14 protein-coding genes are annotated in these 17,950 nt (G+C 38.0%); 10 read left to right on the forward strand and 4 right to left on the reverse strand.

What is annotated here, in order from left to right:
• Window positions 1–229: 229 nt before the first annotated feature.
• Both ACKWCD_RS16340 and ACKWCD_RS16345 read right to left on the reverse strand, forming a co-directional pair.
• On the reverse strand, window positions 230–4,126 hold the full coding sequence (locus ACKWCD_RS16340; protein ID WP_413985025.1) for a thrombospondin type 3 repeat-containing protein: 3,897 nt from the start codon (window positions 4,124–4,126) through the stop codon (window positions 230–232).
• A gap of 544 nt (window positions 4,127–4,670) precedes the next feature.
• Window positions 4,671–7,160, reverse strand: coding sequence for a zinc-dependent metalloprotease (locus ACKWCD_RS16345; protein ID WP_413985026.1), 2,490 nt, complete (start codon window positions 7,158–7,160; stop codon window positions 4,671–4,673).
• A gap of 426 nt (window positions 7,161–7,586) precedes the next feature.
• Here ACKWCD_RS16345 and ACKWCD_RS16350 point away from each other — a divergent pair, with 426 nt between their 5' ends.
• From ACKWCD_RS16350 to ACKWCD_RS16395, 10 genes are all read left to right on the forward strand, one after another.
• Window positions 7,587–7,985, forward strand: coding sequence for a hypothetical protein (locus tag ACKWCD_RS16350; protein WP_413985027.1), 399 nt, complete (start codon window positions 7,587–7,589; stop codon window positions 7,983–7,985).
• A 234-nt stretch (window positions 7,986–8,219) separates the two neighbouring features.
• Window positions 8,220–9,593 carry a glucoamylase family protein gene (locus ACKWCD_RS16355; RefSeq protein ID WP_413985028.1) on the forward strand — a complete coding sequence of 458 codons (1,374 nt, stop codon included), beginning with the start codon at window positions 8,220–8,222 and terminating at the stop codon, window positions 9,591–9,593.
• Window positions 9,594–9,703: 110 nt separating this feature from the next.
• A complete protein-coding gene (locus tag ACKWCD_RS16360; protein WP_413985029.1) occupies window positions 9,704–10,204 on the forward strand; it encodes a hypothetical protein in 501 nt (166 codons plus the stop codon).
• A gap of 111 nt (window positions 10,205–10,315) precedes the next feature.
• On the forward strand, window positions 10,316–10,480 hold the full coding sequence (locus ACKWCD_RS16365; RefSeq protein ID WP_413985030.1) for a Lacal_2735 family protein: 165 nt from the start codon (window positions 10,316–10,318) through the stop codon (window positions 10,478–10,480).
• A gap of 13 nt (window positions 10,481–10,493) precedes the next feature.
• Window positions 10,494–10,781 carry a TIGR03643 family protein gene (locus ACKWCD_RS16370; RefSeq protein WP_413985031.1) on the forward strand — a complete coding sequence of 96 codons (288 nt, stop codon included), beginning with the start codon at window positions 10,494–10,496 and terminating at the stop codon, window positions 10,779–10,781.
• On the forward strand, window positions 10,782–11,900 hold the full coding sequence (locus ACKWCD_RS16375; protein WP_413985032.1) for an FAD-binding domain-containing protein: 1,119 nt from the start codon (window positions 10,782–10,784) through the stop codon (window positions 11,898–11,900).
• Window positions 11,897–13,357: a cryptochrome/deoxyribodipyrimidine photo-lyase family protein gene (locus ACKWCD_RS16380; RefSeq protein ID WP_413985033.1), complete on the forward strand. Its 1,461-nt coding sequence runs from the start codon at window positions 11,897–11,899 to the stop codon at window positions 13,355–13,357. Before ACKWCD_RS16375 ends, ACKWCD_RS16380 begins: the two co-directional genes overlap by 4 nt.
• Entirely contained in the window at window positions 13,354–13,482 is a 129-nt protein-coding gene (locus tag ACKWCD_RS16385; RefSeq protein WP_413985034.1) for a DUF2256 domain-containing protein, read from the forward strand. The genes ACKWCD_RS16380 and ACKWCD_RS16385 overlap by 4 nt, the downstream gene beginning before the upstream one ends.
• Window positions 13,479–14,969, forward strand: coding sequence for a cryptochrome/photolyase family protein (locus ACKWCD_RS16390; protein WP_413985035.1), 1,491 nt, complete (start codon window positions 13,479–13,481; stop codon window positions 14,967–14,969). Before ACKWCD_RS16385 ends, ACKWCD_RS16390 begins: the two co-directional genes overlap by 4 nt.
• A gap of 1 nt (window position 14,970) precedes the next feature.
• Complete coding sequence (locus ACKWCD_RS16395) at window positions 14,971–16,227, forward strand: NAD(P)/FAD-dependent oxidoreductase (protein ID WP_413985036.1); 1,257 nt, start codon at window positions 14,971–14,973, stop codon at window positions 16,225–16,227.
• 11 nt (window positions 16,228–16,238) lie between these two features.
• Here the strand turns inward: ACKWCD_RS16395 and ACKWCD_RS16400 are convergent, their stop codons facing one another.
• Window positions 16,239–16,439 carry a hypothetical protein gene (locus tag ACKWCD_RS16400; protein WP_413985037.1) on the reverse strand — a complete coding sequence of 67 codons (201 nt, stop codon included), beginning with the start codon at window positions 16,437–16,439 and terminating at the stop codon, window positions 16,239–16,241.
• 33 nt (window positions 16,440–16,472) lie between these two features.
• Complete coding sequence (locus tag ACKWCD_RS16405) at window positions 16,473–17,903, reverse strand: SLC13 family permease (protein ID WP_413985038.1); 1,431 nt, start codon at window positions 17,901–17,903, stop codon at window positions 16,473–16,475.
• Window positions 17,904–17,950 lie beyond the last annotated feature (47 nt).

Consider the following 17,950-nt stretch of genomic DNA (forward strand, 5'->3'; position numbering starts at 1 on the left):
GTTGTTGAATAGTGTTTTCACTCATCGGATTTATATTCTTTTCAACGATCAGGATGTTTTTTGATTGATTTCGTCAGGTGATTAAAGTATTGTGTTTCTAGGTTCTCGACTGCGATCGAAGTGACAATTTTGACCAGTGCTTAGCGCCACACGCCACACGCTTAACGCTGCATGCAAAGAAAAGCTTATTGCGTATGGCGTAAAGCGTATAGCGTGAAGCGAGAAAAATCTAGTTTCTAATAATCTTGTAGGCTGTGGTCTTATTAAATGTACTGACGTTTAAAATATAAATGCCTTTGGCCAGTAAGCTTACATTTATAATTACTTGATTATCTACAACATCGTATAATTTTGAAGATACACGACTACCGCGCATAGCGAAGAGTGATACCACGAGTTCTGTTTCTACTCCACCATCAAGATTAATGGTAAGTTCATCACCTTCAACGGGGTTCGGATAAATAGATACTTCAGGATTCACCGCAAAGGTCTCCTCATAAACAGCATCACAGTCTCTACCTGAACTAACCTGAAGCCTGTTCACAGGATCAGTAAGTGATAGCGTGATTTCATTTGTTGAAACCATTTGTGTTTCGTCATTTAGGATGACTTGATAAGTTTCGCTTCCCGTTAAGCTTAGGGTAACTTCTAATCGCGAATAGTCAACTTCTGTCTCTACAGAGAATGCCTCAGAAGGTTCAATGGTAACATCGAAACATGCTTCGTAATTTGGCTGTCCATCCACAGTAATACAAACGGAGTACATTCCTGCATCTAAATCTTCAAAAAGAGCGAAGCCTTCGAAATCTTTAGAAATACCAAAAGCACTTCCTGATAAGGTAGCCTGATATCTATAATCTTCAACAACATCAATTTGAATTCCTCCTTTATTAGCTTCACAAGAAGGAACTTGAGCAAATGAATAGTTTGATTCAGGTAATGTAAATGAATTATCGTTGGTATCACAAATATCGCCAATACCATCATTGTCTGAATCGGCTTGGTCGAGATTTGCTTCTAAGGGACAATTATCAACAATATCTAAGATGGTATCATTATCATCATCTGTATCACAAACATCGCCTATGCCATCATTGTCAGTATCTAGCTGGTCTGCATTTGATGTATTTGGACAGTTATCATCTGCGTTGAGAATGCCATCACCATCTAAATCATCTGCAGTACTATCACAAACATCGCCTATACCATCGTTATCAGCATCTTCTTGATTCGGGTTTGCTATCAAGGGACAATTATCGTCTACATCTAAAATGCCGTCATTATCATTATCTCGATCACAAACATCACCAATACCATCGTTGTCAGAATCTAATTGATCAGGATTGTAGGTTAATGGGCAATTATCTTGCGCATCGGCGATCATGTCATTGTCATCATCGTCATCACAAACATTACCTATCTCATCAGCATCTGTATCTTCTTGATCAGCATTTGCCATATCAATACAATTGTCAACTTCGTTGGCAATACCATCACCATCATTGTCATTTATATCTTCACAAACATCTCCAATACCATCTCCATCTACATCCGCTTGGTCAGCATTTGGTGTCAAGGGGCAGTTGTCATCTACATCTAAGATTCCGTCTCCGTCATCATCGTCATCGCAAACATCTCCCATAGCATCGCCATCTGTATTTAACTGATCTGCATTTGGTGTCAAGGGACAGTTGTCATCTACATCTAAAATACCATCATTATCATCGTCTTCGTCATCTGTTGGAGTGCCATCGATTACAAAATCGTCGATAACAATACCTTCTTGATTTTCTGAAAAATCTGAATGGAAAACAAAGCGAAACATAATATTATCGGCATTGGTTAGGTCAGTATCTGTTGCAGCATTTGCTGTAAAGTCATAACTGTATTCTGTAAAGGTGGTATTGGTACCCGTCCATTGTCCGCCTGGGCAGATTTGACAAAGTGTTGGAGTAGGCGTTTGATTGCTATTATACCAATTTGGTTGACTAGTACTAGACCCTAGTAGACTCCAAGTTTCTCCAACATTCAATGAATATTCTACATAGAGCACATCGAAATCATCTTCTAAGTCATAGGCCATTTGAAATTTCAAAACTGGATTTTCTATGCCAGTAAAATCGTAACAATTAGATACTAAGAAGCTTTTCTCACTGTTAGGGTGATTGCCATTTAATACTGTGCCGTAAGCATTTGTTCCTGAAGCTGCAGCATTTAAAAGGGTACCCGTGGGCGCTCCTCTTTCCCAAACTGAGCCATTACCTGATTCGTTGTAGGTTATCAATGCATCATCTAAAGTTTCGAATGAGTTCACCTGTGCGGCAACTCCTGAGATGTTTGCAAAGAAATTGCGAACAATTGTATTGTTTGTAGGAATATCGTCATTTGTAATCTGTGCGATAATTTCAACAGTTGAATTGCCATTTGAGGTTAATATAATATCAGACAGATCAACGGTAAGGCTTTGTTGCGGCGCTAAAGTATTTGTAAAGGATTGCGTTTCTTGAGCACCATTATTTACTGTATATAGAATATCAAATCCTGAAATTGTATTTAGCCCATCATTTTTAAGTTCTACGGATGGAGCGATACTACCGCATTCCAAGCTTCCTTCATCAAGCGAGATGGAAACCAATTCAATGTCATTCTCAGGAGTTTGTACCGTATACTGACCAGAAATAGAGTATTGCCCTAGGGATGCATAGTCTGAATATCCGGTGTCAACGGAGCCTGCCCCGACCCCTTGAACTTCTAAAAAGTAGAGTCCCGCAGTTAAGTTTTCGCTAATAGTAGCCGCTAACCCAGAAGGATTACTGCTTGCTACTTCAACACCGTTAGCATTTAATAACCTCGCTTGAATATCTAAATTTGGATGTACATCATGAGGATTAAAATTAAAAGTTGCATCTCCAGCCTGCGCCAAGAAAGAAAACATATCAACATCATCTCTGTTATGAATGATTCCTGAGTTTTCGAGGGCGTTTACATTCCCTCCGGCATCGACCTCGACAGTGCTTGCGGTATTAGTTTCATTACCATGATCATCCGTAATATATTCGAAGTTGTTTGCTCCGCCTCCAATAATTTGAAGGTCATTTTCCATGTTGGTTGCATTACTGTATTCACCAAGACTCCACTGTGCAATTGACTTGCTCAAACTGAAACCCATAATAGGAGCCCAGTCGCCATGGCCTTCATAATATTCTGTGTTTCCCTGTCCGTCATGATCAAGTCCCATAGTATGACCTATTTCGTGAGAACCCGTATCACCAGCCTGTTTTCCATTAAATATGTTATATACCCATGCAGGGTCATCATTATTCCAGGAAAAAGAGCCTAGGTAGGCAACACCACCAGAATCGGGTTGTGCATCATCGGTTGGTGTGAAAATACACATCATTCTATGATCTTTAGGAGTTGCTTCAAAAACAGAACGATCGGTAACTACGTTAATGTCAAACGGACTAAAATCTTCGGCCATAATTTCCCAAGCAATAGTGATTTGAGCATCTGACATACCTGAAGGTTCAGCGACAATGGTGTTACCGCCCAACCAAGTTGTGCCAGATACGGTTTCTCCGTCAAAATCAAGATAAATAACCGCTGGTGCTCCGGGTCTACTCTGCAAATTGGTAGGTTGCAGTTTAGCCGTAAGATTCGAGGAATTTTTCTTCGTGGCAGAACTTCCTTTTGCCTTGTCGTAGGCAATACAAAGAATGCTATTGATATCAGTTTCTTCAACTAACACTTCATTTACTTTGTTTGTGTAAAGAAGGTATGCTTTGTTTTCTGCCTTTTCTATAATATGCCCTTCAAGTTTTCCATTGGTATACCTAAAACTAAAAGAAGCATCTTTTTTCTGATTCACAGAACCGATAAAAGTAGTGATATTGTGCTCCTGGTTTTTAGCATTCAGCTGTAATGTTACTCTTTTTGAATTAGAGAGCTTAATGGTCTTCGTGGTGTTTCTTTTACCTGTTTTATTGGTTTGAGAAAGACCTTGAATAAAGCTGGTTGGATTTTCGGCAACTACAACCGAATTTTGACTTTGGCGCTGTGCATTTAAAAAAGTGAAGCTGAAAAACGCAAGCGTACAGATAAGTACTTGAGAATAAAAGTATTTCATAGCATTGGTAGGTTATCGAGTATAAACGTTCAAACCTTAGTATTTATTGGCTGTTTTTTGACTTTTAGATGAATGGTAGAAATGCAAAAAGGGCTTGGAACAATCCAAACCCTTTTTTGTTAAGTAGGTGTATTCGTGGTGAACGCTGCAAGGGTTTTGGGAAACCCAAGTTGGTTCAAAATATTTTTTAGTTCAATGCTTCTGGGGTAGAAACATGCTCTTTAGTATTATTAGCTAATTCAGTGTTTTGAACAGTAGTTGTATGATCCATATTATAGTAAGCTAAAACGGTTACTACTAAACTTGCGAAATACAGTACACTTTTGGCTTTATAATTCATGGTAATCGGGTTTTTTAATTCTGGAGCTAAACTACTTCAGAAAAAGGCACAAAAAAGCCCATTGTTGCGAAATGGGCTTTTTGTGATGTCAAATAAGAAGATCTTGTTGAATAGTGTTTTTCTTCGTCGGATTTTCTAATCAGTTCATCGATAGGTCAATAAAAATGGTGTTTATCAGAACCTTTTGATTTTTCTGATTGCTATTTATTTTGGGTCCAAAATCATATCAATACGCTCCACAACGTCTTGTAAATGATATTTGCTCATGCTGTCTGATGTTCTTCCAGTAGCACTTTTGATTTCTCGTTTTAAGGTATTCAATTCTGCGCGAGCTACCGATCGTATATCAGATTGACTTGTATTTAAAGCTGTAGATTTTTGATAACCGCCGAACTCAGGCATCTTTTTTTGATTCCCGGCAGTCATTAAATAGGCCAACCTATCTATATGAGCTTTCTGCAAGTTTCTGCGATAGGTATCAATTTTTCTTCCTGAACGGAGTTCTGACCAAACACCTCTTCTGAGATCACGCATCATTTCTAATAGGGTATAGGCTTCACTACCATTCATCGTCTCATTCTCAATCAATCGTGCCATTTTACCTAAACGTAACATGTTATTTAAAGTACGCTCCTGCATTCTGCGAATACGTTCTATGGAACCTGAATATTCGATTTTGGCAAATAGATCTTTGTCGAGCATCCATTTGGGAGTCTGAAACAATTCTTCTTGTAAAAAGCGCATGCAATTCTTCTGATGCTCTTTTGAGACATGCGTATACACAGCTCCTTCTTGATCGTAAGTTTTATGGTGTTCATAAACTCCTCCAATATTATTAGATACATGACCCATATATCTATTGTATTGCGAAAGTACTTGGCCGTAGAGCGTTTCAAGATCGTCGTAATTTTTACCGTCTTCTGCTGTCCATTCTACCAATTTGGGAACAATACGTTTCAGGTTTGCAATTCCGTAAGAACCTGCTTTGATGGCATCATCTCCTAAATCTTCGGTTTGCGAACTCGGGTCCACAACGTCACCAACTTGCTGATGACCAAAACGATACATCGGGTCTCCGGCATGTTCTAATATCCAACTATCCAAAGTTGATTTTTCATCTTCAGCGGTTTTATCTATAATAGGTTTGTATCCCCATCGAATAGCATGTTTATCATAAATACCAATATCCGGCATCAAGGCTACACCTTCATCACCTGGTTGCGCGATATAATTGAAGCGAGCATAATCCATAATGGAAGGCGCTGTTCCGTATTTTTTGGTAAAAGAAGCAGAACGTAATGAATCAACCGGGTAGGCAACACTGCTTCCCATATTATGAGGAAGCCCTAAAGTATGACCTACTTCATGAGAAGATACAAAACGAATCAAACGCCCCATGACTTCATCTTTAAATCCAACGCCACGAGCATCAGGGTTGATTGCTGCTGTTTGCACAAAGAACCAGTTGCGCAGTAAAGTCATCACATTGTGATACCAGTTGATATCAGATTCTAAAATCTCTCCACTTCGAGGATCGCTTACATGAGGTCCGTTTGCATTTGGAATCGGAGAAGCCAAATAGCGAACTACAGAATAACGCACATCTTCGGGCGACCATTCAGGGTCTTCTTCTTTTGTTGGGGGGTCTTTTGCGATGATGGCATTTTTAAATCCAGCAGCTTCAAAAGCTACCTGCCAATCTTCAATTCCTTTTTTAATAAAAGGAATCCACTGCTTTGGTGTGGCGCGATCTACATAATATACGATCTGTTTTTTCGGTTCAACCAATTCTCCAGCTTCATATTTGGATTTGTCTTCATCTTTCACCTCTAATCTCCATCGATCGAGAAAACGAATGGTTTTACTTTCTTGGGCATCTAATCCGTAATCAACTTGCCCTCTGGCGAACCATCCTACGCGGCGATCGAAATACCGTCTTTTCATGGGTTCTTTCGGAAGCAAAATCATCGAATTATTGATTTCTATAGATATCGATCCCAAGGAACCATTTGAAGGCGGTTCCTTTGCGAAATATGTTTTTACGTGTCTAGCCTCAATATTTAAAGGATAACTTCTAAGGGAATCGATATAACTTCGTTTTTCATCTAAACGACTTACCTTATATCTTTTGCGGAAGAATTCTGGCATGCCAATGGCATTCACATCTTTAATGAAGAAGTCATTTACGTCAATAACAGTTGCTGGTGCTAAGGAGTCCTTCTTGAACGCCTTGATATCAAAAGCTTGAAGTACGGGCTCAAAATTGGAGTTCAAAACAGCCTCATGCACTGGCAGAGAATCTGCGGCTACAATTCCGTACGAGACGACACGGAGCAGTATTTTCTTTCCTTTCTTTTCCCAACGTAAAACCTGGGTGTTGATTTTTCCACCACCAAATCCTATTCCAGTAGCAGTTTTGGCTATTCTAGTTACCATCAACATTTCTTTATTCAATAAAGAATCGGGAATTTCATAATAATGCTTATCGTCAACCACGTGTACATCAAACAGACCTTTGTCGGTTTTGGCGTCTTTGGTAATTACTTTGTCATAAGGTTGAATTTTACCTTTTTTAGGTTTTTCAGAGGCCTTTTCGGTTTTCTTGTTTTTCTTTTTAAAAATTTGAGCTTCTGTTGTAGTTGTGCTCAAAAGGAAGAAGGCGAGAAGTAATTTCGCCAAAACAGACTTTGTCATTTGGTAGTTCGTTTTAGTTTTTCAAATATCCAAAGAACTAACAAATAAACTACACCTGTGTTCATTGAAATTTCAAGTTTCGGTTGTTAAAATATAGAAATTCTTGGTGTTTTATGTAACAATTCGTTTTTAGAGACGTCTTTAAAGTATAGAAATTCATTTTTCAATTAGCGAATTAGTCAATGATAAAGCTGTTTACTTCTGTAAATAGCTTTATTTTTTTGATTTTTTTCTCATAATAATTCAAAAGAAATATTGCTAAGGCACCAATACTTCAAATGTTAAAATATAAAGTTGTTAATATTATCAAGCTCTTTCTAAGAATACCTTAATATCCTCATTTTTAGTGCCATCGATGAACTACACGGCTAACAATAATACAAGTTCATAGCGTTATACTATATCATAGATTAACCTACGAACGTTATGAACAAAAAGAATTTTATTTTAAGTGTAGCAATGGGCCTAGCCTTGGTGAACGGAGTTTTTGCCAATAGCCCAAACAAAGACATTGAAGTTTTTGATATCAATACTATAGAGTACATTGAAGACGAAGAGCAGGTCGAATTAGGCTTCGATGTAGCTGATTATCTTCCAGAAGGATTTGATCCATACAAAATGTATGTTGATTTGAATGCCATAGAATATATCGAAGAAGAAATCGAAATTTCAGATTTTACAAAGTATTTACCTGAAGGATTTGATGCCTATTCCTATCCAACAGATATACAAAGCATCAACTATATTGATGAAAGTGACTCATTTACAATAGATTTCGACACAAAGAAACATCTACCGGAGGGTTTTAATGCGTATATAAAATAAAGAGTCCTCCATATTTGAGTTAGCACCTATAAAAAAGACCTTCGTTTAACGAAGGTCTTTTGCTTTTTGTAATATATCCGCGATATTGAATAATTTGATAAGCCTAGAATTATTTGGTATTTGGAAAACCAATGGTCTATGATTGCCAATATTTATAAAATTAAAGAGTTGTATAACTAACCGTGTTTTGTTTTTTAACTTGTTTATTAATAGTGAATTGACTGATTTATAATTATGCAAATTTATAGTTACATAGTGGTTTTACTCTTTGTGACTGGATGCTCATCCGATGATAATAAGGTGTCTGTCGAAGATTCAGTTCAAGTAGAGAATCCTGTAAGTGAGGAAGTGGAAGAATTGACCGATGACGAACTGATGGACTTTACTCAAAAGGAAAGCTTTAAGTATTTTTGGGATTTTGCAGAAACAAATTCTGGAGCTGCAAGAGAACGCTACTTTCCAAATGAGCCAGCAATAGATGAAAATATTGTCGCTATTGGAGGAACGGGTTTCGGATTGATGTCTTTATTAGTAGGTATTGAAAAAGGTTTTATTACTAGAGAACAGGGAATAGAAAGAATAGCAAATATTATATCCTTTCTTGAAACAGCAGATCGCTTTCATGGGGCTTGGCCGCATTGGATTAATGGGGTGAATGGAAATACCATAGCCTTTAGTGATACAGATGATGGTGGTGATCTTGTAGAAACCGCTTTTTTGGTGCAAGGCTTAATTTGTGTGAAAGAATATTTTTCAGATGGAAATGATACTGAAAAAACACTCGCCTTAAAAGCTGATACATTGTGGAAAGGCGTAGAATGGGATTGGTATACTCAAGACCAAAAAACCCTCTATTGGCATTGGAGTCCAAATTTCGGATTCGATATTAATTTAGAATTAAAAGGATATAATGAAGTGTTACTTCCTTATGTTTTGGCTGCCAGCTCTCCTGATTATACAATTAACAAAGATGTTTATACAAATGGATGGGCCTCAAATGGGGGAATCGTCTCATCAGACACTCCATATAACTTACCTTTAGTAGTTGACCATGCAGGGAATTCACCTTATGGTGGCCCCTTATTCTGGGCGCATTATTCATATTTAGGTCTCGACCCTAGAAATCTTTCTGATGATTTTGTAAATTTTAATGACGTAACTGTTAACCATGCTAAAATCAATTATTTGTATTGTGTAGAAAACCCAGGTGGCTTTGCAGACTATGGGGAAGATTGCTGGGGACTGACCTCTAGTTATTCTAGAAATAATGATGGCACACTTACCTATAAAGCACACCACCCCGGCAGTGAAGATGTGGGAGTAATTTCACCAACAGCTGCCTTAAGTTCTATGCCGTATACTCCCGATGAATCAATGCGAGCTCTACGTTATTTTTATTCGAATAAAGATAAACTCTTAGGTCCGGCTGGTTTTTACGATGCCTTTAGTCCGCAATATGATTTTTGGGTGTCTAATGCCTATTTAGCTATTGACCAAGGACCGATTATCGTAATGATAGAAAATCACAGAACGGGCCTTTTGTGGAATCTTTTTATGCAAAATGAAGATGTTCAATTAGGTCTTAATAAACTAGGTTTTTCGTACTAGAAAAATCACTTCTTAAAATTTAATAGGCATTGAGGCGGTACTACAGTTAAATGTATTTATCGAACGATGTATTTAAATGTTGTATTTTTTCATAAACTAAAACCAACCACATGAATAACTATATCTTAGGATTTTGTTTTCTATTATTCATATCCTGTTCGCAGGAAAGCATTGTACAACCTCAAGAAATAAATGAAGCCCTTAAAGAAGTGGTCGAAGGTGAAACCTTTGCCTACATGGAAAAAAATTATGAGAAATGGTCGTCTTATTGGGACCATAGTACTGATGTTTTAAGACTTGATGTTACTAAGGCAGGTTTCTCACAAACTAGGGGTTGGGATAAAAGTGGTGGAAACCTAGAAAGTTTTTTTAAGGAAAACCCCGAGCCTATTTCTTCTACCTTTAAAAACTCAAACTACCTTATTTTTCATGATACTAATCTTGCATGGGTTGCTTTCGACCAAACATGGACGACGACTGCGGGAGAAGAGAGCGTGGCAAAAGCTACCATCACCCTTGTCAAAAAGGAGAATTTATGGAAAATTATATCATACACAGCAATTCAATACGAATCAGAAGATGCTGCTGTAGATACGTTGGGAAGAGAATAGAATTCTCAATTATAAATTTTGTTTAACGTTAGCTATAAAAAATTAAACATTTTGTATCTTTATATAAAATATGTAAACCCTAGTTTTTAGAGATTACATTAAATAAGAAAGATGTTCGGACTATTTAAAAAGAAATCAGAAAAGGAAGTATTGCAAGCGCAGTACAAAAAACTTCTAAAAGAAGCACATTCGCTATCTACTACAAATAGAAAATTGAGCGATGAGAAAGTTTTTGAAGCTGAAGAAGTCATGAAGCAAATCGAAAAACTAGCGTAATTAAGATGCTTTAATGGCTTATACAAAACAATTTACTGAAAGAGAACTTGACCGTATTATAGAAATGGCTTGGGAAGACCGAACGCCGTTTGAAGCGATTCTGTTTCAGTTTAGCCTACCCGAAAAAGAAGTAATCAAACTCATGCGCAGTAACCTTAAAGTATCGAGCTTTAAACGTTGGCGAAAAAGGGTTAATAGTGGCGTTAGTCAAAAACACCTTAAAAAACGCAATCCTGATATTACACGTTTTAAATGTTCACGTCAAAAGGCAATCTCTGGGAATAAAATCAGTAAACGCTAAATGCAGTTATTTGAGCAACAAGATTTCATCTTCCCGCTTTCTTATGACGAAATTCGGCAGCGAATTAGGCATATTGATCCAGTAAAGTATGGATCAACTCGCAATTACCTGAATGGTGCAGTCACCTATTTGTCGCCATATATTTCTAGAGGTATCATCTCCACTAAATTTATACTTTCTGAGGTATTGAGTCGTGGTTACAAACCTGCTCAAATTGAAAAGTTTATTCAAGAATTGGCCTGGAGAGACTACTGGCAACAAGTTTGGATAACGAAAGGGGAGGCAATCAATAAAGATTTAAAAAACGAACAGCAACCAGTTTCCAACATAGGTATTCCTCAAGCAATTGTGGTTGCAAAAACAGGTATTGAAGCAATCGATAAAGCGATTGTAAGCTTTTATAAAACTGGATATATTCATAATCACTTAAGAATGTATATAGCAGCGATAGCCTGTAATATGGGGCAAAGTCATTGGAAGGCTCCTGCACAGTGGATGTATTATCATTTGCTAGATGCCGATTGGGCAAGTAATGCCTTGAGTTGGCAATGGGTCGCTGGTGCAAACGCAAACAAGAAGTACGTTGCCAATCAAGATAACATCAACAAGTATTGTTTTTCAGCACAAAAAGACACCTTCTTAGACCTACCTTATGTAGCATTTGCTTCGATGGAAATTCCTGAAGTATTAAAAGATACGACTGCCTTCAGCTTAAAAACCCCTTTGCCAAAACCTAGGTCGATAAGTATCAATGAAAACCTTCCCACTTACATTTATAATTTTTACAATCTAGACCCCCTTTGGAAAAAAGATACTTTGGCGAATAGAATTTTACTACTAGAGCCCTCGCATTTTGAGCAGTATCCCGTATCGCAAAAGTCCATTGATTTTATTTGTAAGACGTCCGCAGAAAACATTTCTAATATTCAAATTTTCGTTGGGGAGTTCACCGACCTAGTGTCAAGTTATCCGTTAGGAAAAGTGTATTATAAAGAACATCCCCTTAACAATCACTACGAGGGTATCGAAGAAGCTAGAGACTGGATGTTCGATGTAAAAGGCTATTACCCTTCCTTTTTTGCTTTTTGGAAGAAATGTAAAAAACAGCTGCGCTATTGAAAAAGCAACCGGTAAATATTGTCTGGCTAAAGCGCGATATACGTTCGCAAGACCACGAACCGCTCTTAAAAGTGGAGGAAGCTGGTATTTCGTATCGTATCATTTATTTGTTTGAACCGTCACTTATTGCATATCCTGATACGAGCCCTAGGCACTTGCAATTTGTATATCTTTCGCTTGCTGCTTTGAATAAGACCCTAGCACCTTTTAACAGAAGCGTGGATGTTTTCTATGGAGAAGCAACCGATGTGTTCGCATTTCTGGCACAGTCTTTAGATATCAAAAACCTTTTCAGCTACCGCGAAAGTGGTACGCAAATTACGTGGGAGCGTGACAAAAAAATAAAACAGTTTTGTAAGACTCGTGACATCAATTGGCATGAATCGCAACGAGATGGTATTTTACGAGGGATTAAAAACCGAGATGATTGGAGCAAACAATGGCATGTTGCAATGCATAAGCCTGTACTTCAAAACAGCTATTCCGTTTCAACGGCAGCACAGCTCGTACACGATTTTCAACTTCCTAAAAAATTAGAAAATCAGTTGAGGGAATACCCAAAACAATATCAACCTGCAGGTGAGCAAAATGCTTGGCGCTATTTAAAATCATTTACAGCGGGGCGCGGTTTTAACTACCAAAAACATATTTCAAAACCTTTGGAAAGCCGAACGTCTTGTAGCAGATTGTCTCCCTATTTGGCCTGGGGAAATATGAGTATTAAACAAGCCTTTCAATTTATTGGAACACATCCGAACGGCACAAAAAATAGTAGAGCATTTTCGGCAATGCTAACCAGATTGCACTGGCACTGTCATTTTATTCAAAAGTTTGAAGTGGAATGCAGTTATGAAACTGATTGTATCAATAAAGGTTACGAATTACTAGCACATAGAAAGAACGAAGCTTACATTAAAGCATGGAAAACAGGTACTACAGGATATCCGTTAATAGATGCTTGTATGCGCGCGGTGGAGCAAACGGGTTGGATTAATTTTAGAATGCGGGCAATGGTCGTTTCGTTTTTAACCCTTAATCTAGACCAAGATTGGCGCCAGGGAACGTATCATTTGGCAAGACAATTTTTGGACTACGAACCGGGTATTCACTATCCGCAGTTTCAAATGCAAGCTGGTACAACGGGTATAAATACGGTGCGTTTGTATAATCCGGTAAAGAATTCTCAAGAGCATGACCCACAAGGCATATTTATAAAAAAATGGATTCCCGAACTTGCGAACGTTCCAATAAGTCATATTCATGAGCCTTGGAAAATGACCGTGATGGAGCAAACTTTTTGTGGTGTTACGATTGGTGACGACTATCCGTTCCCTGTTGTAGATTTACAAGAAAGTGCACGAATGGCAAGAGCTAAAATTTGGGGCCATAAGAAGCACCCTGCCGTGCAAAAAGAGAAGAAGCGGCTGTTGAATACCCATGTGAATAGCAGACGATGAAAAAACAACATCTTCCAGAAAAAATTTGTGTCGTTTGTGAACGTCCGTTTACATGGCGTAAAAAATGGGAAAAGAATTGGGATGCCGTAAAATATTGCAGCGAACGTTGCCGAAAGAATAAATGAAACGAATAAACATCATATTTCCACATCAATTATTTGAAGCATCTCCACTTTTTGCAAATAATGCTCCCGTATACCTTGTTGAAGAGTATTTATTTTTTAAACAGTACCCCTTTCACAAGCAAAAGATAGCTTTTCACAGGGCTACGATGAAACGTTATGCGGATTTTCTCCGTGAAGAAAAAGAACTTACGGTACATTATGTTGAAGCCACAGATGAGTTTTCAGATATTCGAAAACTACTTCCTGAATTGAAGAATCAGGGTGTTACACATATCAATTATATAGATCCTACAGATAATTGGTTGCAAAAAAGAATAGCGAAAGGCTGTTTGGAAAATGATATTTCAACTGAGGTTTACGATTCTCCTTTGTTTTTAAATAGCAAGGAAGAATTGGTAGGTTTTTTTAGGAAGGACAAGAAAAAATACCATCAAACTAGCTTTTACACCGAACAGCGTAAAAAGCGAAACATACTCCTAGAACCTGATGGAAAACCAAAAGGTGGTAAGTGGACGTTTGATGCTGAAAATAGGAAGAAGTATCCCGCAAAAAAGACACCGCCGTCTATTCAGTTCCCCGATTTGGATAATTACTATACGGAAGCAAAACAGTATGTTGAAACACACTTTTCGAATCATTTGGGAACGTTAACCGACTATGCCTTATACCCAACAAATTTTGAGACAACCAAGTCCTGGTTGCAGCAATTTTTTGACCAGCGTTTTATGGACTTTGGAGTGTACGAAGATGCTATCGTTGCTGAAAACTCTATATTGAATCACAGTGTGTTAACACCCATGCTCAATGTGGGTTTAATTACACCAAAAGAAGTTATTGACGCCTGCTTAATCTATGCCGAAGAAAACGATGTTCCTATTAATTCTACCGAAGGTTTTGTGCGTCAAATAATTGGATGGCGTGAGTTTATTCGAGGGGTTTATGAGTCAAGGGGAAGTGAAGAGCGCACGACCAATTTTTGGAAATTCAAAAAGAAAATACCTGCTTCGTTTTACGATGGTACTACGGGTATTCCTCCAATCGACCAAACCATCAAAAAGGTACTACAAACTGGCTATTGCCATCATATTGAACGACTCATGGTACTGGGTAATTTTATGATGCTCTGCGAGTTCGACCCAGATGAAGTATATCGATGGTTTATGGAGCTCTTTATTGATGCCTATGATTGGGTCATGGTGACGAACATTTACGGAATGAGTCAATATGCAGATGGTGGCTTAATGGCTACCAAGCCCTATATCAGCGGTAGCAATTATCTAATGAAAATGAGCAATTATAAAAAAGGAGAATGGCAGGCCACTTGGGACGGTCTGTTTTGGCGTTTTATGGACACACATCGTGATTTCTTTTTGTCTAACCCTCGACTGGGAATGCTTGTGCGAATGTTTGATAAGATGCCCCACGAAAAACGCCAAAAACACATTGAAAATGGGGAAGTTTATTTAGAAAGTTTAGTAATTAATTGATATGGATAAGGAAGCATATAAAATACACATCGTTGGTGCAGGAATCAGTGGATTAATCGCAGCTACGGTGCTCGAGCAAAACGGATTTAAACCTACACTGATTGAGGCTACCGATAGCGTCGGTGGAAGGGTAAAAACCGATTTGGTAGATGGGTATCAACTTGACCATGGCTTTCAAGTTTTGTTGACTGCATATCCAGCGGCCCAAAAATATCTAGATTTCGAAGCCTTAGATTTACAAAAATTCTTACCAGGTGCTTCAATTTTTAAAAATGGGAGTCAAAATATCATAGGAGACCCGTTAAGAGACGCATCGCTGTTATTTTCCACATTGTTTTCAGGAATAGGGAACCTATCGGACAAATTTAAAATACTGAATTTAAACACAAGACTAAAGAAAAAAACACTGACTGATGTATTTGCTGAAAAAGAAATGTCTACGAAGTCCTATCTAATTAATCTGGGTTTTTCCTCTCGAATGATAGATGATTTCTTTACACCCTTTTTTAGTGGTATTTTTCTGGAAAACAAACTAGAGACTTCAAGTAGAATGTTCGAGTTTGTGTATAAAATGTTTGGTGAAGGTTATGCCGCCCTTCCCAAATCTGGAATCGAAGCCATACCAAAACAGTTGGCCCAGAATCTCAAGAACACCACTTTCAAATATGATGCGCAAGTAATCTCAGTGAAAGAAGGAGAAATAGCATTTTCCGATACAAATACACTAGAAAGTGATTTTACGATTGTTACTACAAAAGCTAATGATTTGATTCCCAATTTAAAGAATCAGTCAACCGAGTGGAAGTCGTGTGATACACTCTATTTTGAAACTAAAAAAAGAACGATTAAAAAACCACTAATTGGTCTCGTTCCAGAACCTGGCTCTCTAATCAACAACATTTTTTTTCATACGAGCCTTGAAACCAATACCAGGGGGGATAGCGAGTTGCTTTCGGTCACCATAGTTGAGAATCATAATCTTACCGATGAAATCCTTGTTGAAAGCGTGCAAAAAGAATTAAAAGACCTTTGCAATATTGATTCATGTAAATTTATCAAGCATTATAAAATTCCCATGGCCTTACCTAAGTTAAATGATATTCAATATGAAATGTCACCAAGCGAAACGCGTTTGACCGAGACTATTTTTCTTGCTGGAGACACACAATTAAATGGTTCATTAAATGCTGCTATGATTTCGGGTGAAAGAGCGGCCCTTGGAGTTATTGAGACTTTATCAAATACTATTACCTCTTAGAAAACAGATACTTAATCAGTCCCATTCAAATTCTCATCATCAAGAATACTACCCTCAACGGTGTCAACATCAGTTATGGGTGCACATATAGTACCACCATTTCCGTCTGTCTGTTCAAATTGCCCTTCATCACAATTTCCTTGTTTAAAGTCACTATCACAAGCGAGCAGCGAAATGGAGAAAAGAGTTAGGAACACAATTTTTTTTAACATGGATAACAATTGTTTAAGCTTTTAAATTATTAATTAAAATAGCATCGGAATTACAAACTGAAACAGCAGCACTAAAAGCCCTACAGCAATCAAATTTAAAATCACCCCAACGCGCGCCATTTCATGTACTTTAATATAGCCACTTGCAAATACAATCGCATTGGGCGGAGTCGCCATGGGAAGCATAAATGCACAGCTACTGGCCATTGTTACAGGAATCAGTAAATAAAGAATTGGTATTTCGAGACCTATAGCAATACCTGCAACCACTGGAGCCAATACTGCCACAAGTGCCACATTACTCATGAGTTCGGTCATAAACAACATCAAGAAGATAAGTAGTATCGCAGTAAACAAGATGCTGATGTCACTGGCTGCAATAGCACCTGAAACCATATCGACAATACCACTTACCGCCATTCCTTTGGCTAATGCAAGCCCACCGCCAAAAAGTATTAAAATACCCCAGGCAAGTTTCGAAGTGTCTTTCCAGTTGATAATAAAATCTCCTTTTTTAAGATTGTAAGGTACAGCGAACATTGCAATGGCACCTAGCATGCTAATAATCGTGTCGTTCAATTTTAGATCGGGTAATAGGCCATTAATTACAGTTCTGAAAATCCAAAGAAAAACGGTTACTCCGAAAATAGCGAGTACCATTTTTTCCTTTCCGCTCATGGGCCCTAACTTTTTTAATTCATCGTTTATGACATCTTTAGAAGCTGCAAATTTCAATTGCTTGTTCGGAAACATAACTTTGACCATCACCAAATAAATAATAGTAATCATGATTATGGAAAAGGGGAGGCCGATGACCATCCACTTTAAAAAGGAAATTTCAATATTGTATTCGTTTTCTAGTAGACCTATCATTACTGAATTTGGAGGAGTTCCTATGACGGTAGCAATTCCTCCCGCATTAGCGGAAAAAGCAATTCCAAGCATAACTGATAGGGCAAAATTTTGGTCACTTTTAGTAAAACCGTCTTCATCGTTTACAAGCAGACTAATTACCGACATGGCAATAGGAAGCATGACCACTGTGGTTGCCGTATTGCTTATCCACATGCTTAAAGAAGCGGTAGCAATCATAAAACCTAAGACCACTTTGTTTGGTGTTGTACCCGTTATTCTAATGATATTCAGCGCAATACGTTTGTGGAGGTTCACTTTTTCTAAAGCCAAGGCAAGCACAAACCCACCAAAAAATAGGAATATAATAGGGCTGCCGTAATTCGCACCAACATCACCTACAGGCATGATTTTGAGTAAGGGGAAAAGCAGTAGGGGCAACAGTGCTGTTACTGATATGGATGTAGCCTCGGTAATCCACCAAACGACCATCCAAACTGCTACTGCGATAACCGCATCACCTTGTTCGGAAACAAGCTCGAAGGGTAGGTTTAGTATTATTAGAAATAAAATCAGACCAAGAAATAGTCCTATTTTGCTACTGATATGCATAGAGTTTGATTGGTTGCCCTAAGCTATGATTTTCTTTTGGTTTTTGA

The sequence above is a fragment of the Maribacter taeanensis genome, from assembly GCF_047345145.1.
GTDB lineage: Bacteria > Bacteroidota > Bacteroidia > Flavobacteriales > Flavobacteriaceae > Maribacter_C.